The organism is Nocardioides sediminis (assembly GCF_003047295.1).
In the GTDB taxonomy this organism is placed as follows: Bacteria; Actinomycetota; Actinomycetes; order Propionibacteriales; family Nocardioidaceae; genus Nocardioides; species Nocardioides sediminis.
This window is the reverse complement of sequence record NZ_PZYZ01000006.1, coordinates 141,270-160,182: the sequence shown is the minus strand read 5'-3', so window position 1 is coordinate 160,182 and position 18,913 is coordinate 141,270. Positions and strand designations below refer to the sequence as shown.

The following is an 18,913-nucleotide window of genomic DNA, read 5'->3' as shown; positions in this document are numbered from 1 at the left end:
GTGAGGTCCGTGCGTCACGCCCCCAGCCCGTGGGGCTTCACCTGCTCGGCGTCCAGCGAGGTGTCCAGCGAGGTGTCCAGCGAGGTGTCCGGCACGGAGTCGACTGAGGCGTCGAGCGACGGCCCGAGGATCTGCTCGATGGCCGGCGGGGGCGAGGGCGCGACGACGGGCGGGGCGGCCGGAGCCTTCGGCGGCGCGGCCGAGCCCGCCGTCGTACCCTCCGCCGCACCCCCGCTCGCCGCCTCGGCCTCGCCCGCGAACGCCTTGGTCACCGTCCGCAGCGCCTCGCTGAGCTCGCCGGGGATCACGAAGAACCCGTTGCCGTGCTCGCCGAGGCGGGGCAGCATCTCGAGGTACTTGTAGGCCAGCACCTTGGGGTCGGCGTCGTTGTCGTGGACCGCCTGGAAGACCCGCTCGAGCGCTCGGGCCTCGCCGTCGGCCTCGAGCACCATCGCCTGCTGCTTGCCCTCCGCCTCGAGGATCAGCTTGTTGCGGGTGCCCTCCGCGGTGAGGATCAGCGACTGCCGCTGCCCCTCGGCCTGGAGGATCACCGCGCGCTTGTCGCGCTCGGCGCGCATCTGCTTCTCCATCGCCTCCTTGATGCTGTGCGGCGGGTCGATGGCCTTGATCTCCACCCGGTTGACCCGGATCCCCCACTTGCCGGTGGCCTCGTCGAGCACGTCGCGCAGCCGGAGGTTGATGGTCTCGCGCGAGGTGAGCGTGCTCTCGAGGTCCATCGACCCGATCAGGTTGCGCAGGGTGGTGACGGTGAGCTGGTCGATGGCCTGGAGGTAGTTGGTGACGCCGTACGCCGCCAGCCGCGGGTCGGTGATCTGGTAGTAGAGGACGGTGTCGATCGCGACCACCAGGTTGTCCTCGGTGATGACCGGCTTGGGCTCGGAGGAGTAGACGTGCTCGCGGACGTCGAGCTTGGTGTTGACCCGGTCGACCAGCGGGATGATCAGGTTGAGCCCGGGCTCCAGCGTCCGCTGGTAGCGGCCGAACCGCTCGATGTTGTACCGCCTGGCCTGCGGCACGATCCGGATGGACGAGGCCACCACGAAGGCGACCAGGGCGGCCAGGATGACGATCGGCACCCACAGCTCCATGGCACTCACACCTCTCTGGGTCGGGGGTCGGGCAGGGGCTCGGACGGGTGCACCAGGGCGGTGGCACCCTCGATCTCGTAGACATCGACGCGCACGCCCGGCGGGATCACCAGGGCCTCGTCGTAGGAACGGGCCGACCAGTCCTCCCCGGACAGGTGCACCAGGCCGCCGGTGGCGCTGACCTCGCGGGTGACCACGGCCGACCGGCCGATGAGGGCGTCGCAGCCGTCGCGGGACGCCGGCGGCAGCGCCAGGTGGCGCTTGGCGATCGGACGTACGGCGACGAGGCCGATGCCACCGGTGACGGCGAAGGCGAGGAGCTGGACGACGACCGGGGCGCCGAGCCCGGCGGCCACGGCGGCGACGAGGGCCGCGCCCGCGAGGAGGCCGAACGCCAGCGTCAGCGTGAGGAACTCCACCACGCCGAGGAGCACTGCGGCTGCCAGCCAGACGTACGAATCCATGAGACCAACCCGTCGGGGATGTGCTCCCAAGGGTACTGCCGGCCCGTCAAACCCGACCCGGCCGAAGGTCCCGGTCGTTCCCTCCCGTGAGGTCGCGGACGGCGTCCTGTTGATCGGCCGTGGATCCCCCGTGGTTGTCCTGAGGAGGAGCGCCGGGTAACTTCGTCCTCAGAACCGCCCACGGACCCGAGACCGTGGGCGGTTCTTCTATTTCCGCACGGGCCTGGCGAGCTGCCAGGGGCACCCGTCGTACGACGCGCCGTCCGGCTGCCGGGACGGCGCGCGGCGGGCGCATGCATGCGGTCCATCGGGGCACCCGAGTCGGGACACCCGACGACCGGAGGACTGCACATGGACCTGAAGAAGCCGACCGACGCCGTCAAGAAGGCCGCTCGGAAGACCGCCGAGGCGGCCGAGGCCATCGCCGACAGCGCGGCCGCGGCGCTCGAGAAGCCCGCGCCCGGTGCGCCCGGGAGCGAGCCGCCCAGCCTGGAGGAGCCCACCGAGCCGCGCGAGCCGCTGGCCCCCAAACCCGACCAGACCGGCCCCGAGGTCCGCACGGCCACCGGCGAGAAGGTCGCCTCCGACCCGACGGCACGTGCCCAGCAGGGCGCGTTCCTCACGACGTCGCAGGGCGCGCGGCTGCGCGACACCGACCACTCGCTCAAGGCCGGCCCGCGTGGCCCCACCCTGCTGCAGGACCACCACCTGCGCGAGAAGATCACGCACTTCGACCACGAGCGGATCCCCGAGCGGGTGGTGCACGCGCGCGGCGCCGGCGCCCACGGCGTCTTCGTCGGCTACGGCAACGCCGACACCGTGACCACGGCCGGGTTCCTCGCCGAGGGCAAGGAGACGCCGGTCTTCGTGCGCTTCTCCACCGTGCTGGGCTCGCGCGGCTCGGCCGACACCGTCCGCGACACCCGCGGTTTCGCGACGAAGTTCTACACCGACGAGGGCACCTTCGACCTCGTCGGCAACAACATGCCGGTCTTCTTCATCCAGGACGGCATCAAGTTCCCCGACGTGGTCCACGCCGCCAAGCCGCACCCCGACCGCGAGATCCCGCAGGCGCAGAGCGCCCACGACACCTTCTGGGACTTCGTGTCGCTGCACACCGAGGCCCAGCACCACACGATGTGGAACATGTCCGACCGCGGCATCCCCCGGTCCTACCGCACCATGGAGGGCTTCGGCGTCCACACCTTCCGCTGCCTCAACGCCGAGGGCGACACCTCGCTGGTCAAGTTCCACTGGAAGCCCCGGCTCGGCGTGCACTCCCTGGTGTGGGAGGAGGCGCAGCTGCTCGGCGGCCTCGACCCCGACTTCCACCGACGCGACCTCGCCGACGCCATCGAGTCCGGCGCGTACCCGTCGTGGGAGCTCGGCGTGCAGGTCTTCCCCGACGTCCCCGAGCAGGTCTTCGAGGGCATCGACCTGCTCGACCCGACCAAGCTCGTGCCGGAGGAGCTCGCACCGGTGCAGCCGATCGGGCTGCTGACCCTCAACCGCAACCCCCGCAACTACTTCGCCGAGACCGAGCAGGTGGCCTTCCACGTCGGCAACCTCGTGCCCGGCATCGACGTGACCGACGACCCGCTGCTCCAGACGCGGCTGTTCTCCTACGTCGACACGCAGCTGACCCGGCTCGGCGGGCCCAACTTCTCCCAGATCCCGATCAACCGGCCGCACGCCCCGGTCAACGACATGCTGCGCGACGGCCTCCACCAGCACGGCGACCACGCCGGCGTCGCGCCGTACAGGCCCAACAGCCTCGACGGCGGCTGCCCCTTCCACGCGGGCGCGGGCGACGGCGCGTTCGTCGACGTGCCGGTCAGGGTGCCCGAGGCGGCCAAGGTGCGGGAGAACCCCGCGTCGTACGACGACCACTTCAGCCAGGCGCGCCTGTTCTGGAAGTCGATGACGCCGGTGGAGCAGGAGCACATCGTGCTCGCCTACACCTTCGAGCTCGGCAAGTGCTACGAGCAGGCGGTCAAGGAGCGGCAGCTGCTCGCGCTGGCCAACGTCGACGCCGAGCTGTGCGCCAAGGTCGCGCAGGGGCTGGGACTGCCCGCGCCGGAGCGGACCGTGGAGTACGCCGAGCCCGACGCCAGCCCCGCCCTCTCCCAGGTGGGCGAGGAGTGGCCCGCCGACGGCCGGATGGTCGGCATCGTGGTCGACCCGGACGGTGACACCGGAGGGGCCGACGACGTACGCCGCGCGGTCCTGGCCGCCGGGATGGTCCCGCTCGTCATCGGCCCGCACGGCGGCGACCTGGGCGGCGGGCTGATCGCCCAGCGCACCTTCGGCACGGCCCGGTCCGTGGAGTTCGACGCCCTGCTCGTGGCGGGCGCCGCCCCGCCGGCCCCCGACGCGGTCGTCGCGCGCGACACCAAGGCCGGCACGCCGTCCGGCGCGACCGACCCGCGGGTGACGCTCCTGGTGCAGGAGTGCTTCCGCCACTCCAAGGCCGTCGGCGCCTGGGGCGACGGCCGCGGCGTGCTCGAGGCGAGCGCCTGCGCCGGCGCCGGCGTGGTCGTCGGGGCGGACCCCGCCGAGGTGTTCGCCCAAGTGCAGGAGCTGATGAGCACCCACCGCGTGTGGGAGCGGTTCGCGACGACGGTGTGACGGCTCGCCCTGCGATGCCGGCCCCGGAGGCGCCCCGTCCCGGGCGCGTCGGGGCCGGCGTCGGCTAGCGTGCCTTCATGGGTGGGGCGACCGAGAGGTTGTCGGTGCGGTTCGCGGCCGACGCAGCGAGCGTCCCCGGCGCGCGCCGCTTCGTGGTCGACGGCCTGACGTCGTGGGGTCGGGTCGACCTGGCGGACCAGGCCGAGCTCGTCGCCAGTGAGCTCACCAGCAACGCCGCCCTGCACGCGGACGCCCGCTTCATGTACCTCACCCTCGACGCCGACGGCGGGCCGATGATCCGCGTCGGGGTCGAGGACGACGGAGCGGTCGGCGTCGAGGCGGTCCAGCCGCTGACGATGGCGGCCACCGAGGGATTCCTCGACTGGTCGGACCAGGCGGCCACGGGCCGCGGCCTGGCGATCGTCGCGATGCTCTCCAAGGAGTGGGGCGTGGAGGCCACCGCGCTGGGCAAGCGCGTGTGGGCCGACCTGGTGGACCCCGACGCCGTCCACGCCGTGCGCGACCCGACCCGGGTCGGCACCCCGGCTGGTGCCGGACCCGCGAGCGACCTGCCGCCGGACTGGGCGCTCGTCCGGCTGGCCGACTGCCCGGTGGAGCTGAGCCTGCGCCAGGACCGGCACCTCGACGAACTGATCCGCGAGCTCCAGCTCATGGCCGTGGACCACGGCAACCCGCAGTCCCAGGAGGTCGCCGACCAGCTACGTGACCTGCTCGCCACCCCCGCGCCCGCGCGGGTGACCGGCCGCCGGGCCGCCGAGCAGGCCCGAGCCGAGGGTCAGGCACACGTCGACGTCGAGATGGCCATGCCGCGCGCGTTCAGCGCCCTGATCCCCCAGCTGCGCGACGCCGTACGACGTGCCGACCAGCTCTGCGAGGACGGCCACCTCCTCGCCCTGGCGTCTCCCCCGGAGGTCCGGACGCTGCGCTCGTGGATGGCGCACCAGATCATCACCCAGGCCGCCCATGCCCAGGGCCCCATCTCCTGGCTCGAGTGGGACGACCGGGTCTGGCCCGACGACCTCTAGCGCGACGGGTCAGCGCTTCTCGCAGGCGATGCCGTCGTTGTCGGCGTCGAGGGTGCCGTTGTGTCCCTCGGCGGCTCGGTAGGCCTTGGTGTTGCGGTAGAAGGTGGTGACCGGGGTGCCGCTCGTGCGGTCCTTGGCCTTCGCCAGGCCGACGCCGTGGGGCCACGTCTTGTTGAGGTTGGTGCAGTTGTCGTGGAGGCCGGTGGTGTGGGCCGAGGCCGGCGCGATCAGCGCGAGGGTCGCCGCGGCAACAGCGGCGGCAGCGACGGAGACAGACGTCTTGATGGCGTGCATGGTGACTCTTCCTGGTGACGGTGTCCCGCGGTGGGACGCAAGCGGTCCGACGCTAGGCGGGGACGCCGGGCCCTGTCCGGCGTTCTGGGAAAGGGACGCACCCCTCCTCACTCGCACGCGATGCCGTCACCGTCTCCATCCAGGTGCGCGCCGTATCCCGGGTCGCCGGACCGCACCGGAACGGCGCCGGCCGCTCGCGCAGCGTCACAGTTGGCGAAGGGCGTCGACTCTCCGCGCGAGGACGGCACCGGCACGGCAGGCGAGCTCGCCCTGCCCGTCCCGTCGCCGGGATCCGAGATGTTGTGGTCCACCTCCGTCGAGGCACCCCAGACGTCGCCCGGCAGGGGCTCGTCCGGACAGGAGCCCAGCACGCGCTCGATCGCCGCCTTCTCCGGCGCCGTCACCCACAGGTCGTACTTGCCCTTCACCGCGACCTGGCGCGAGACGTAGCTGCAACGGAAGGACTTGTTCGCCGGCAGCCACGTCGCGGCGTCCCCGTCCCCCTTCTGCCGGTTGGCACCGGCGTCCGCCGGCAGGAGGTTGAGGGGATCGTTGGCGAAGGCGGCGCGCTTCGTGATGGGCCAGGCGAAGGCGCCGGTGGCCCAGCCGTTGCCCATGGCGACGACGTGGTCGATGTCGATGAGGGCCCCGTGGCCCTGCCGGTAGTCGATCCTCGAGCCCGTGTAGGGGTCGACGTAGGCGCCGGCAGCCACGACGCAGCCGTTGCTCTCGAGCGTCACGTCGGTCAGGTGCTGGCCGAGGACGTCGTTCCGGGTGTCGCAACCGTTCCGGTCCGCGTCCAGCCAGGCGGGACCGAACCGGTCACGGTCGTAGCCGGTCATGGGCGCACGTCCCTTGACCGCCAGCAGGCCCAGCGCCGCGAGCGCCGTCCCGGGGGCCGCTGGCCGAGCGCTCGTGGGGGCCGATGGCTCCTGCGAGCGACGAGGCTTCGTCCTCGGTCCCTCGGGTGACGCAGTCCCTTCGGTGACGGCAGCCTGTCCGGTCCCGCCTCGTACGTCGGGCGCCACCTCGACGCTGTCGTCGCACTGTCCGACCAGGACCAGCATGAGGACGCCGACCGCCACGTGCTTGAGCTTCACGACCCTCCTCGACCGGCTTGCCTGGGGCCCAAGGATGCCCGCACCCGGGCCTCGGCACGTGCCGAACGCCGTACGACGCGTGCGCACGGGGCTCAGGTCGCGCTGGACGTGGGCAGCGGCGAGCGGACCGACCGCCACGCGGCCGCGACGACGAGGAGCACGACCAGGGCCGCACCGACGCCGGCCTCAGGGTCCCGGAGGACGATGCCGACCGCCAGCGCCGCCAGGGGAACCGGGACGAGCCACAGCCCGCTCCGCCCCACGGCGGGCGGCCGATCGAGCACCGGCATCCGCCTGAGCCGCACCATCCCGTACGACGCCACGATGATCGTGCCGACGATGGTCGAGACGTGCTGGAGCCAGCGGTACAGCGGGACCGGGCCGTACTCCTCGCGCAGGAAGGCGAGCTCCTCCACCAGGAAGCCCCAGTCGTGGGTGGCCGAGTCCCACAGGACGTGCGTCCCCGCGCCGACCGCGACCGCCAGCGGAGCCACCAGCCAGGCCCGGTGGCCGAGTCTCGCCGTCGCCGGCAGCCTTCGTCGGAGGTACGGCGTCAGGTCCACCACCGCGTCGCGCACCAGGGCGACCCACAGGACCAGCAGGACCATGCCGATGACGACAACTGCCGGGATCCCCCACCCGCTGTGCGTCGTCGCGTAGCTCACGCCGACCGGCAGGTAGACCGGCAGGTCCGGCGCCACCGCGCCGACCACCAGGGCGCTCAGCGGAAGACCGAGCCCTCGGAGGGGCAGCACCACCGCGGGGTGCGCGGGCGCCAGAGGCATGCCAACAGGCTAGGCGGGTCCGCCCCTGATCGGTCACGCTGAGAGTGCCTGCGTCCAAGCGCCGCGTCGCGGCGACTCATGAGGATCGCAGGCGGAGGGTCCAGCGATGGTCGGGGTGGGACGATGACGGGCATGACGGGCACTACCGGCACTCCAGGGTCCAGCAGGCTTTCACTGAGCGATACCGAGGCCCATATCGAGCTCAACGAGGCCTACGGCGCGCACAACTACCACCCTCTGCGTGTGGTGCTGTCAACCGGTGAGGGCGCGTGGGTCACCGACGTCGAGGGGCGTCGGTACCTCGACTGCCTGGCTGGTTACAGCGCTCTGAACTTCGGCCACTCGCACCCCCGCCTCGTGGCTCGGGCGCGGGATCAGCTGGGTCGGCTGACGCTGACCTCGAGGGCGTTCTACAACGACCAGCTGGGCCCGTTCGCCCGAGATCTCGCGCAACTGACCGGCAAGGAGATGGTCCTGCCGATGAACTCCGGCGCCGAGGCTGTCGAGACCGCGATCAAGGTCGCCCGCAAGTGGGGCTACCTGATCAAGGGCGTACCGGAGAACCAGGCGACGATCGTCGCGATGGAGGGGAACTTCCACGGACGCACCACGACCATCGTGTCGTTCTCGACGGACCCGGTGGCCACCGCCCACTACGCGCCGTACACCCCGGGTTTCCGACTCGTGCCGTACGGCGATCCCACCGCCCTCGAGGCCGCCATCGACGACTCCACGGTCGCCGTCCTGCTCGAGCCCATCCAGGGCGAGAGCGGCGTGATCATCCCGCCGGAGGGCTACCTCCAGCAGGTGCGCACGCTGTGCAACTCGGCCGGCGTGCTGATGGTGGCCGACGAGATCCAGTCCGGCCTGGCCCGGACAGGGCGGACCTTCGCCTGCGACCACGACGAGGTCGTGCCTGACGTGTACGTCCTCGGCAAGGCGCTGGGAGGGGGCCTCTACCCGGTGTCCGCGATCGCAGCCGACGGTGACGTGCTCGAGGTGATCACTCCGGGCTCCCACGGATCGACCTTCGGCGGAAATCCGCTGGCCGCGGCGATCGGCCGAGAGGTGATCGCGATGCTGCAGACCGGTGAGTTCCAGACACGCGCCGAGACCCTCGGCGACCGGCTGGCGGCCGGCCTGGGAGAACTCGTCGGCCACGGCGTCGACAAGGTGCGGGCTCGCGGACTCTGGGCGGGCGTCGACGTCAGCCCCGAGCTGAGCACCGGCCGGCACGCCTGCGAGCAGCTGCTCGAGCACGGCATCCTCGCCAAGGAGGCGCACGGACAGACCCTCCGTCTGGCCCCGCCTCTGGTCGCCTCCGAGGACGACATCGACCTCGTGGTCGCGGCCTTCCGCACCATCTGCTCCGGTTGAACTGGCGCGAGGCGTCTCGAAGGGGCGAGACCTAGCGCGTTGCGCTGGCTGGTCCCCCTGTCGATGACGGGGGCGGTGGGGTCAGCGCAGCGACGCCCAGGGGTCTTCCCGCTGCCAGACGGTCGGGAAGTGCAGTTCGACGGCTTGGTCGGCGGCGAGCCGCCCCAAGACCCGCATCGTCACGTCCAGGTCGTCGCCGGCGTAGGGCAGGGCTCGGAGTGGCTCGTCGAGCGGTCGGAAGAAGTCGTCCCAGTGGATGAGCACCGCGCTCCTCGCTCCGACCGTCTGCACGGTCTCGGCCCAGTAGGCGCGGATGTAGTCCTCGCCCTGCAACCCGAGCTGACCCACGCCGAGGTAGGCCACGTCAGCTCGGTGACCGGTGAGAGCACCCGGGACGTAACCAGCGCTGCCTTGGATCAGTGCGGTCCGGCCACTGTTGTGGCGGAGCAGCAGCGACCAGGCCTCGCCGCACCGGTAGTTCTTCGCCTTGGTCGGTGGCACGACTGGCTCGGTGATGTGGCCCGGGAACCGGTCGGGCGGGCAGTGGTCGGACTCGACCCAGGTGAGGTCGAACCCGCCGACCCTCAGCGACTGGCCGGAGGCCACGACGCGGATCCGCTGCTCGGTCAGCCCTGCGCCGCGCCCGATGTTTGCGGCTGACTCCCCGCCGACGAGCAGTGCGCCGGTCTGCTCGGCCACGACGGCGGAGTCGAGGGCGTGGTCGACGTGGGTGTGGACCGGCAGCACGCCCTCGAGCCGGGTGACCGAGGTACGCGCCAGGGCGGCGTTGATGCGGTCAGGGTCCGGGGTGACCCTGCCGAGCCCGACCTTGAACAGGGACGGGCGGGAGAAGTAGCCGTCGGTCATCACCGCCGACTCCCCGTCGTCGATCAGCAGTGTTGAGACGCCGAGGAAGGTGACCGAGAAGTCGCCGTCCGCGGCAGGTACGTCGAACCGGTCGGCGTACTGGGCCAGGTCGGGGCGGCCGAGTCTCAGACGCATGGTGCGGACGCTAGCCGACCTGGGTGGCGGCGGCGCGCCCTGCGGTGCGGCCGGAGAACAGGCAGCCGCCGAGGAAGGTGCCTTCCAGGGCGTTGTAGCCGTGCATCCCCCCGCCGCCGAAGCCGCTGACCTCTCCCGCGGCGTACAGCCCGGGGACGGGTTCCCCAGCGGCATCCAGCACCCGGCCGTCGAGGTCGGTGTGCAGCCCGCCGAGGGTCTTCCGGGTCAGGATGTTGAGCCGCACCGCGATCAGTGGGCCGGCGGCCGGGTCGAGCAGCTTGTGGGGTGTGGCGACCCGGATGAGCTTGTCACCGCGGTAGCTGCGTGCCCCCCGGATCGCGGTGACCTGGGCGTCCTTGGTGAAGTCGTTGTCCATCTCCCGGTCCCGGGCCTCCATCAGGCGCTGCAGCCGGTCGGCGTCGACGAGGGGTTGGTCGGTGAGCTTGTTCATCCCGGCCACCAGTTCGGGGAGGGTGTCGGCCACGACGAAGTCTTCACCGTGCTGCTTGAACGCCTCGACCGGGCCGGGAGCGCCGGCCTTGACCCGTGACAGCAGGAGCTTGAGGTCCTTGCCGGTGAGGTCGGGGTTCTGCTCGGAGCCCGACAGGGCGAACTCCTTCTCGATGATCTTCTGGGTCAGCACGAACCAGGAGTAGTCGTAGCCCGTGCCCATCAGGTGCCTGAGGGTGCCGAGCGTGTCGAAGCCGGGAAAGTACGGTGCGGGCAGCCGGTTCCCTTCCGCGTCGAGCCACAGCGACGAGGGGCCGGGAAGGATGCGGATGCCGTGGTTGTCCCAGATCGGGTCCCAGTTCCTCAGGCCCTCGGTGTAGTGCCACATCCGGTCCGGGTTGATGATCGTGCCGCCCGCGGCGGTGGTGATCTCCAGCATCCGGCCGTCGACGTGTGCGGGGACGCCGGCCACCATCCGCTTCGGCGGCTCCCCGAGGCGGGCGGGCCAGGCCTTGCGGACCAGGTCGTGGTTGCCGCCGATCCCGCCGGAGGTCACCAGCACCGCCTGCGCGGCGTACTCGAATTCACCGACCTCGACGCGGGACGAGGCCACTCCGCGGTCCACCGACGACGGTTCCAGGACCGCGCCGCGCACGCCAGTGACCGCCCCGTCCTGGGTGACCAGGGCGTCGACCCTGTGCCGGAACCGGAACACGATGCGGCCGGCCTCGGCGTGCTCGCGGACGCGCCGCTCGAACGGCGCGACGACCCCGGGGCCGGTGCCCCACGTGAGGTGGAAGCGCGGCACGGAGTTGCCGTGACCGTCGGCGCGACCATCGCCGCGCTCGGCCCACCCGACGACGGGGAAGAACCGGTGGCCCATCTGCCGCAGCCAGGACCGCTTCTCCCCGGCGGCGAAGTCGAGGTATGCCTCGGCCCACCGGCGGGGCCAGTGGTCTTCGGGGCGGTCGAACTGCGCGGAACCGAACCAGTCCTGGGTGGCGAGCTCGAGGGAGTCCTTGACGCCCATCCGGCGCTGTTCGGGGCTGTCGATCAGGAACAGCCCACCGAGGGACCAGAACGCCTGCCCTCCCAGCGACTGCTCGGATTCCTGGTCCAGGAGCAGGACGTGCTTGCCGGCATCGGCGAGCTCGGCGGCTGCGACCAGTCCCGCGAGACCGGCTCCTACGACGATGGCGTCGTTGTCCATGACACTCCTGACTCGGGACGACGTACCGCCCCAGTTGATGGGTGACTCCAGCCTCACCGGCGCTGACTACTCGGGCAAGCAGCCTGCGCAGGCACCGCGCACGCCTGTTGTCATCGCCTTACAATGCCGAGGACCGAAGGAGTCCCGGGTGAGCGTGCGGCAGCAAGTGCAGCAACGGATCATGGCCGACCTGCCCACCACCGTGGACACCCTCGTCGCAGCGGTCACCGACGAGATACCCGCCTACCGAGCCCTGGCGCCCGAGCAGCTCGACGAAGTCGGTGCCATCGCAGGGTGGGCCACCGCCCGCATCCTCGACCTCTGGGTCCGCGGCACCGCTCTGGACGCCGCCGACCTGAACCGCTTCAAGGGCATCGGAGCCGCCCGGGCCATGGACGGACGCCCCCTCCCCGTCGTGCTGCGCGCATACCGGGTTGCCGCGGCTCGCGCGATCGACCTGGTCGTCGAGCGCGGCGAGAACCAGCTCGCCGTCGACGACGTGATGGCCTTGACCCGTCTCTGGCTGGCCAGCGTCGACGCCCTGTCCGAAGCCCTCTACACCGGTTACACCGCAGCCGCTCAACGCATGACCGGCGACCACCAACGCGCCCTCGCCGACTTCCTCGACGACCTCCTGGACGGCCGACAGGCCACCGCGGCCGCCCTCGGCGACCGGTCCATGGCCCTCGGAGTCACCCTCCCCTCACCGCCGGCGATCCTCGTCGTCGAAGCCGGCGCCCCCATGAGCACCATCACCCAGCCCGCCCTCGAGGACCTCATCATGTCGCTGGTCGAACCCGGCGGCCCCGGCTGCGACGCGGAGAGACCCAGGGTGCTCACCGCGCTACGAGGATCCCGCGGCGTCGCCCTCCTGCCGCACGAGCTCACTGCCCGCGTCCATGGGGAGCTGGAGCAGCGGCGGTTGCGCGGGTGCCTCATTGAGCTGACAGACCTCACCCAGACTCCGGCGGCACACCGCCTCGCGACCGATGCACTCGCACTCGCCCCCGACCGCGCCTTCACCGACCGAGCGGTTCTCCTCGAAGGGGACGCCCAGGTCCTCGCGCTGCTCGCCGCACGTCCCACGGCCGACCCGGCAAGAGTCACTGCCACGGTGCTCGGCTCGGTGACAAGACCAGGCTCGGAGCATCTCATCGAGGGGCTCGACGCCTATCTGCGAACCGGGTCAGCAGCCGAAGGGGCAGCCACTCTGCACCTCCACCCGCAGACCATGCGCTACCGGCTGCGACGAATCGTCACCCTCACCGGGCGCGACCCGAGACGCCCCTGGGACCGCTTCGTCCTCGAGACCGCCCGCACCGCCACCCACCGGTGACCCTCCGTCCATCAAACGCGGCCAGACAAGATCGAACGTCCTCGTCGGCCGCGATGAGCGCGTCAGTAGCCGCAAGGCGACCTCGCCGTGGCGACCGCGACCAAGGACGCCGCGGGATGGCTGACCAAGACCACGCGCACGCGGTTCGCCGACGCCCGGGCCGACCTGGCCCTGGCCACCGTCCTGGACCGCGACCACCCGGTCCTCGCTGCAGCGATGCGCGACGGCGCGGCGGCGCGGCGGCGCTGGCCCACGCCATCCACCGCGCCGGCTGTTCTCCCCCGGCCAGCGCAAGGCCCTCCTGATCCGCGACACCACCTGCCGCGCGACGGATGCGACATCCCGGCACCTGGTCCGACGCCCACCACCTCGACCCCTGGTCCACCGGCGGCCGCACCGACCTCGACAACGCCGTGCTCGTCTGCAACCACCATCACCACCGGGCACACGACGACCGATACCTCCACGACCGCCTCCCCAACGGCGACATCAGGTTCCACCGACGCAGATAGCCCGACACGTGACCACCCTTGCGCGGCCGGTGAGTGCCACGATGGGGAGCGTGGTCGTGCTGTGCCTGACCGGTGACGTGATGACCGGGCGGGGTGTGGATCAGGTCTTGCCAGCGGCGGGTGATCCCCGCCTGTGGGAGCGCTACGTCGCCGGTGCCGGGGAGTACGTCGCGCTGGCCGAGGCAGCGTCCGGTCCCATCCCGCGGCCGGCTGACTTCTCATGGCCATGGGGTGATGCGCTGCAGGTCCTCGACGACCTCGCCCCGGACCTCCGCATCGCCAACCTGGAGACCAGCATCACCACGAGTGACGACATCCAGCCCGACAAGGCCGTGCTCTACCGGATGCACCCGGGCAACGTCTCCTGCCTCACCGCCGCCCGGCTCGACGCTTGCACGCTCGCTAACAACCACGTGCTGGACTTCGGCGTCCGCGGCCTGGAGGACACCCTCGCCGTACTGACACAGGCGGGTCTGGGACCCGTCGGCGCGGGACGCGACGAGCAGCAGGCATGGCGCCCGGTCGCGCTCAGCGCCGGGGACCGTCGGGTCCTGGTCTGGTCGGTGGGATCGCCCTCCAGCGGTGTCCCGCGCAGCTGGGCGGCAGCGCCGGGACACCCGGGAGTCGCCGTCCTCAGCGAGGACTCCCGGGCCGACGGCGACGCGCTCAGCGAGCTCGTGCGCCGGACGAAGCGGCCCGGCGACATCGCGGTCGTGTCTGTCCACTGGGGATCCAACTGGGGGTACGAGGTCCCGCGCGAGCAGGTCCGTCTAGCCCATCAGCTCGTCGACAACGGCGTCGACGTCGTCCACGGGCACTCCTCACACCACCCACGTCCGGCCGAGGTCTATCACGACCGGCTGGTCCTCTACGGCTGCGGCGACCTGATCAACGACTACGAGGGAATCGGGGGCCACGAGCGGTTCCGTGGGGACCTGAGGCTCCTGTACGTCGCATCGCTGGACCCCGCCGGAGGTCTCAACCAGCTGCGGATGGTGCCGTTGCAGTCGCGCCGGATGCGGCTGCAACCGGCCACGCGACAGGACGCGGAGTGGCTCCAGCGGGTACTTCGCAACGCCAGCAGGCGCTTCGGGTCGCGGATCGACCTCGACCCCGACGGCCACCTGCTGCTGCGCCGGTGAGGGCTCGGGCGGAGGCAGCCAGCACCACCCGGATCTCCCGTGAATGGGGCATGCCCCCGGTCGGCGCCACGTCTATCGTTCGAACCACACACAGGGCGGGGGGCCGCGATGTGGAGTGCGCTCAGACGGTGGGCTGCGGGGCCGGGAGGCCTCGTCGTCGTGGTCGCCCTGGGGGTCTCCGGCATCGGCGCGGTCGCGGTGCAGCGCGACGACGCGCCACCCGGTGGCCCCGGCCCGGGCGTGCACGACGGGACGCATCCTGAGGGTCACGGGTCGATGCCGCTCGTGGCGGTGCCGGCGGCCGCGTCCGTGCCCCCCGCGCCGACCCTCGACAGCTCGCGGTGGACGGCCATGTCGCCGCCGGGCCGGCCGGGCCGGCGTGCCAGGGCCGCCGCCCGGAAACGGGCCATGAAGGCCCTCGACGGCCGTGCGCGGACGGCCTGGCGCCCTGCAGCGCCGCGCCCCGGCACTGACCGGGCCGGGATCCTCCGTCTGCAGCAGCTCACGATCGACCTCCACGGCGCGACCGTGGTGTCGGCGTTGCGCTACACCCCGGCGCCGAAGCCCCTGGGGCGCATCGGGCGCTACGCCATCCACGTACGGCTGGAGGGGCGGACGTGGCAACGGGTGACCCACGGCCGCTGGGCGGACACGGCGCACGCCAAGACCGCGACCTTCTCGCCCGTCCCGGCGCGACGCATCCGGCTCAGCGTCAGGTCGGGGGCGAGCAGGCGAGACGTGGTCGTCGGTGCAGCAGAGATCGACCTGCTCGGGGCGCCGCCGGTGGAGCCGCCGCCCCCTCCACCACCGTCTCCCCCGCCCGCGTCGGCGTCCCCGTCCTCGTCACCGTCGTCGTCTCCGACGCCGACACCGACGCCGCCGCCGACACCGCTGGGACGGTGGAGCGACCCGATCGGACTGCCGATCGTCCCGACGACGGCCATCCTGCTCCCGAACGACAAGGTGCTCACGCTCGCGGGGGTGGCCGCGGACGGGTTCACGCTCGACACCACCAACGGCGGCAAGACGCAGGTCTCGATCCTCGACGTCGGCAGCGGCGTCAACGCCGGTCGGCGAGAGGTCGCCGACACGGGCCACGAGATGTTCTGCACGGGGCTGTCGGTCCTGGCCGACGGCCGGGTCGTGATCACCGGTGGGTCCGGCGCGTCCAACACGACCATCTACGACCCCCGGACAGACACGTTCAGCGCCGGGCCGCAGATGGCGATCCCGCGGGGCTACCAGACCTCCGTGACCCTCTCGGACGGTCGGCTCTTCACCGTCGGGGGTTCGTGGAGCGGCGGCCCGAGCGACAAGGACGGAGAGGTGATGGACGCGGCCGGGACCGCGTGGCGCCGACTCGACGGGGTGCCGGTCGACTCCATCCTCACTCCCGACTGGGAGGCGTCGCACCGGGACAACCTCCCCTGGCTCTTCCCGGTGTCGGACGGCCGCGTCTTCCATGCCGGCCCGAGCACCCGGATGAACTGGTTCGGGACCTCGGGGGACGGCACCACCGTCCCTGCGGGCGACCGGGCGGACGCGCCCGTGATGATGGGCGGCAACGCCGTGATGTACGACGCGGGCAAGATCCTCACCCTCGGCGGTGGGCCCAACTACCAGGAGCACTACGACGGCACCGCGCGCCTCGCCACCTCGCGTGCGTACACGATCGACATCACGGCCGGGTTCGGCCAACCGGTCCAGGTGCGCCGGGTCGGTGACATGGCGGCGCCGCGGACCTTCGCCAACAGCGTCGTGCTGCCCGACGGCTCGGTCGTCGTCACCGGGGGGATGCAACGAGCGGAGCTGTTCCTGGACACCGGCGCGGTCCGGGCGGCGGAGCTGTGGAACCCGGAGACCGGGCTGTTCACCGAGCTGGCCACGGAGTCCATCCCGCGGACGTACCACTCGTTCTCGCTGCTGCTCGCCGACGGCCGCGTGCTGGCGGGTGGCGGGGGCCTGTGCTGGACCTGCCAGACGAATCATCCCGACGTCGAGATCTTCACGCCGCCGTACCTCCTCCGGCCCGACGGCACCCTCCGCCCCCGGCCCTCGATCACCGGCGGCGTCCCCGCCGAGGTGTCAGCCGGTGCCACCCTCACCGTCACCACGGACGCGCCGGTCGCCTCGTTCGCGCTGGTCCGGGTGGGGACCGCGACGCACTCGATCAACTCCGACCAGCGCCGCGTGGCCCTGGAGTCGGTCCCGGCGGGCGAGAACGCCTACCGGGTGACCATCCCGGCCGATCGCGGCACGACCGTTCCCGGGCCGTGGCTGCTGTTCGCGCTCGACCAGCACGGAACGCCGAGCGTCGGCACGTGGGTCCGGATCCCCTGAGCCCATCGCTGCCTCAGACGAAGGGAAGGACCAGCTCGACCACCGCCGCCGGATCCTCCACGTGCGCGTTGTGGCCGAGCCCGCGCAACGTGACCGGCTCGCTCACGAGAGCCCGCAGGTCGGCGTCCGACACCATCGGGTCGTTCTCTCCGCGCGCCAGGACCACGGGACACCCGGCCCGAGCAAGCAGTCCGACCATGTCGGGCACGCCGACCCCGAACGTCGCAGGGTCCTGGCACACCCGCCAACCCTGCGGCGTCTCGACCACCCCCGACTCCGTCAGCGGGTCGGACGCCTCCACGAGCCCGGTCAACCCGGCCAGCCTCACGTACCGGTCGACGGCCTCCGTACGCGAGGCGTAGTGGGTCGCCGGACGCGCCGCCATCCGTGCGGCGCCCGAGACGTGCTCCGCGGGCCAGCTGACCTTCACCCCGAACGCCACCACCGCAGCCGGCGTCGGACTCGCGCGGCCGGCCAGCTCCAGGGCCACCACGCCGCCCATGGAGTGGCCGAGGACGATCAGGTCACGGCCCTCGGGAAGCAACGATCGGACCGCCTCGGCATGACGACCGAAGGTGTACGGCGGGTCCCACGCGCTGCGGCCATGGCCAGGCAGGTCGACCGCGAGCCAGCCGCCGGGCCACACGTCGGCGAGCACCCGCTCGACTCCAGCGAAGACGTCGGCGGTGGCACCGAGCCCCGGCACCAGGACCAGCAGCGGACCCGAGACGGACCCACCACCTCTCGACCAGATCATGACCGGAACGTTCCCACAGACCGACCGGCCGCGGAGGCGCGTCGCGCCCCCGCCAGATCGGCAAGTCGACCCATGACAGCGTCGGGGACGAGCAGACTGTCACGGGCGAGCCGGAAATGGATGCACACCCGCACCCCGGGTACCGCGAGGACCAACTCCCTCGCCGGAAGGTCCCCGATGCTGCAAGCCCTCGTTCTCGTCCTCGGTTTCCCCACCGGCATCTACCTGATGCTGTTCGCCATGGCCGCTCTGGATCCCACCAGCGATCGAACGCCACGGCGCCGCTCGGCGGCCAAGGGCAAGGGCAAGGGCAAGGGCCAGAGGCGCGCGAGCGGCCCGCCTAGACCGCCAACCTGTTGACGGTCCTGGTGACGCGCCCGCCCTTCCTCTCGAGGAACGCGATCTCGCCGAACTCGAGGGAGGACCAGCCGTCGGCGCCCTCCGTCAGGGCCTCGGAGGCGAAGACGGCGACCGTCGCGTCCGCCTCGTCACACGCCTCGAAGTCGTAGCCCTCGTCGCCGTCCTGGACGTGGCAACCCAGGAACAGGTGCATCGGCTCGAGAAGCATCGAGAGGGCGAAGTCGTCCGTGCCCGGGCCGGACTCGCGCAGCTTCTTCCAGTCCCCGGCCGGGTTGGTCTCGCCCCGGTGTCCGAGACCGACGTTGACCCCGATGATCCGGTTCGGCGACACCAGGGCCATCTTCAGCTTGGTCAGGCCGGGGAGGTCGAGGTCCTTCATCGCCTGGGCGACGAGCCGGAGCACCTCCTCGACCGCCCGCTGCACGTCCTCGTCGCTGTCGCCCTCGAGCAGGGAGAGCAGGAGCACGTAGAGGAACTCCGTGTCCGTCGTGCCTCGCATCTGCTTCAGGTAGGTGTCCTTGCAGTGCGGCAGCAGCTCTCGCTGCAGCAGCAGCCAGTTCGGGACGTAGCCGTTCTGGGCGATGATCCACGGGGTCTCGTCGAAGGAGAAGGGATGGCAGTTCTCGTCGACCAGGACCGCCTTCGAGTCATAGCTGGCGGCTCGAACGTGACCGAGCATCGTGCTCGCCTGCAGGCTCGGGATGATGTGCTCGGCGTTGTCGTCGTAGAAGGCGGCCATGGGCCGGCGGTACAGGAAGGGGTCCTCCGGCTTGAGCAGGTGCTCGCTCCAGACCCCGAAACCCCACCCGGCCAGGTGGAGGTCCGGGTAGAGCTCAGGGTCGAGCGCCTGGTTGACCAGGCTGTTCGCCGGCCGGAGCAGCAGGCTCTCGAGGGGAACTTCGGGCCCGATGTAGGCGAGCACTCGGCACATAGGTGTCCTTCACTGACGGAGGATGTGTCGCGGTGACGTCCACGAGCGTCGCCACCCTACGGGCGAGCCG

General features: G+C 71.7%; 17 protein-coding genes. 7 read left to right on the top strand and 10 right to left on the bottom strand.

Annotation, left to right across the window (positions count from 1 at the left end; all coding sequences use genetic code 11):
* Window positions 1-14: 14 nt before the first annotated feature.
* Window positions 15-1,109, bottom strand: coding sequence for an SPFH domain-containing protein (locus DAI17_RS14885; protein ID WP_199905146.1), 1,095 nt, complete (start codon window positions 1,107-1,109; stop codon window positions 15-17).
* 5 nt (window positions 1,110-1,114) lie between these two features.
* Window positions 1,115-1,573, bottom strand: a complete 459-nt coding sequence (locus tag DAI17_RS14880; protein WP_107773990.1) for an NfeD family protein — start codon at window positions 1,571-1,573, stop codon at window positions 1,115-1,117.
* Window positions 1,574-1,924: 351 nt separating this feature from the next.
* Here DAI17_RS14880 and DAI17_RS14875 point away from each other — a divergent pair, with 351 nt between their 5' ends.
* Together DAI17_RS14875 and DAI17_RS14870 are read left to right on the top strand one after the other, a co-directional pair.
* Window positions 1,925-4,201 carry a catalase gene (locus DAI17_RS14875; RefSeq protein ID WP_107773989.1) on the top strand — a complete coding sequence of 759 codons (2,277 nt, stop codon included), beginning with the start codon at window positions 1,925-1,927 and terminating at the stop codon, window positions 4,199-4,201.
* Window positions 4,202-4,278: 77 nt separating this feature from the next.
* The gene (locus tag DAI17_RS14870; protein WP_159081577.1) at window positions 4,279-5,247 is read left to right on the top strand and encodes an ATP-binding protein; all 969 of its coding nucleotides are present in this window, start codon (window positions 4,279-4,281) and stop codon (window positions 5,245-5,247) included.
* Between the two features lie 9 nt (window positions 5,248-5,256).
* Here the strand turns inward: DAI17_RS14870 and DAI17_RS14865 are convergent, their stop codons facing one another.
* The 3 genes from DAI17_RS14865 to DAI17_RS14855 all read right to left on the bottom strand — a co-directional run bounded on the left by DAI17_RS14865 (window position 5,257) and on the right by DAI17_RS14855 (window position 7,426).
* Entirely contained in the window at window positions 5,257-5,541 is a 285-nt protein-coding gene (locus DAI17_RS14865; protein ID WP_107773987.1) for an excalibur calcium-binding domain-containing protein, read from the bottom strand.
* A 107-nt stretch (window positions 5,542-5,648) separates the two neighbouring features.
* Window positions 5,649-6,641, bottom strand: coding sequence for an excalibur calcium-binding domain-containing protein (locus DAI17_RS21580; RefSeq protein WP_234412513.1), 993 nt, complete (start codon window positions 6,639-6,641; stop codon window positions 5,649-5,651).
* 92 nt (window positions 6,642-6,733) lie between these two features.
* Window positions 6,734-7,426, bottom strand: coding sequence for a DUF4184 family protein (locus DAI17_RS14855; RefSeq protein WP_107773986.1), 693 nt, complete (start codon window positions 7,424-7,426; stop codon window positions 6,734-6,736).
* 132 nt (window positions 7,427-7,558) lie between these two features.
* Here DAI17_RS14855 and rocD point away from each other — a divergent pair, with 132 nt between their 5' ends.
* Window positions 7,559-8,803: an ornithine--oxo-acid transaminase gene (rocD, locus tag DAI17_RS14850; protein WP_107773985.1), complete on the top strand. Its 1,245-nt coding sequence runs from the start codon at window positions 7,559-7,561 to the stop codon at window positions 8,801-8,803.
* 81 nt (window positions 8,804-8,884) lie between these two features.
* Here rocD and DAI17_RS14845 read toward each other — a convergent pair whose 3' ends face one another.
* Entirely contained in the window at window positions 8,885-9,805 is a 921-nt protein-coding gene (locus DAI17_RS14845) for an MBL fold metallo-hydrolase (RefSeq protein WP_107773984.1), read from the bottom strand.
* 10 nt (window positions 9,806-9,815) lie between these two features.
* Window positions 9,816-11,465, bottom strand: a complete 1,650-nt coding sequence (locus DAI17_RS14840; RefSeq protein ID WP_107773983.1) for an FAD-binding dehydrogenase — start codon at window positions 11,463-11,465, stop codon at window positions 9,816-9,818.
* A gap of 148 nt (window positions 11,466-11,613) precedes the next feature.
* Between DAI17_RS14840 and DAI17_RS14835 the strand changes: the two genes are divergently transcribed.
* From DAI17_RS14835 to DAI17_RS14825, 3 genes are all read left to right on the top strand, one after another.
* The gene (locus DAI17_RS14835; protein ID WP_159081576.1) at window positions 11,614-12,801 is read left to right on the top strand and encodes a PucR family transcriptional regulator; all 1,188 of its coding nucleotides are present in this window, start codon (window positions 11,614-11,616) and stop codon (window positions 12,799-12,801) included.
* Between the two features lie 332 nt (window positions 12,802-13,133).
* Window positions 13,134-13,313, top strand: coding sequence for an HNH endonuclease (locus DAI17_RS21575; protein WP_234412512.1), 180 nt, complete (start codon window positions 13,134-13,136; stop codon window positions 13,311-13,313).
* 29 nt (window positions 13,314-13,342) lie between these two features.
* Complete coding sequence (locus DAI17_RS14825) at window positions 13,343-14,455, top strand: CapA family protein (protein WP_199905145.1); 1,113 nt, start codon at window positions 13,343-13,345, stop codon at window positions 14,453-14,455.
* A gap of 266 nt (window positions 14,456-14,721) precedes the next feature.
* Here the strand turns inward: DAI17_RS14825 and DAI17_RS21045 are convergent, their stop codons facing one another.
* On the bottom strand, window positions 14,722-14,865 hold the full coding sequence (locus tag DAI17_RS21045; RefSeq protein ID WP_159081575.1) for a hypothetical protein: 144 nt from the start codon (window positions 14,863-14,865) through the stop codon (window positions 14,722-14,724).
* Here DAI17_RS21045 and DAI17_RS14820 point away from each other — a divergent pair.
* Complete coding sequence (locus DAI17_RS14820) at window positions 14,864-16,795, top strand: galactose oxidase-like domain-containing protein (RefSeq protein ID WP_159081574.1); 1,932 nt, start codon at window positions 14,864-14,866, stop codon at window positions 16,793-16,795. The two genes, DAI17_RS21045 and DAI17_RS14820, sit on opposite strands and share 2 nt — an antisense overlap.
* Before the next feature lie 13 nt (window positions 16,796-16,808).
* Here DAI17_RS14820 and DAI17_RS14815 read toward each other — a convergent pair whose 3' ends face one another.
* Together DAI17_RS14815 and DAI17_RS14810 are read right to left on the bottom strand one after the other, a co-directional pair.
* Window positions 16,809-17,552 (bottom strand): alpha/beta fold hydrolase, encoded by a 744-nt coding sequence (locus DAI17_RS14815; RefSeq protein ID WP_107773979.1) that lies wholly within the window; start codon window positions 17,550-17,552, stop codon window positions 16,809-16,811.
* A 340-nt stretch (window positions 17,553-17,892) separates the two neighbouring features.
* On the bottom strand, window positions 17,893-18,843 hold the full coding sequence (locus DAI17_RS14810) for a class II glutamine amidotransferase (protein ID WP_107773978.1): 951 nt from the start codon (window positions 18,841-18,843) through the stop codon (window positions 17,893-17,895).
* Window positions 18,844-18,913: the final 70 nt, after the last annotated feature.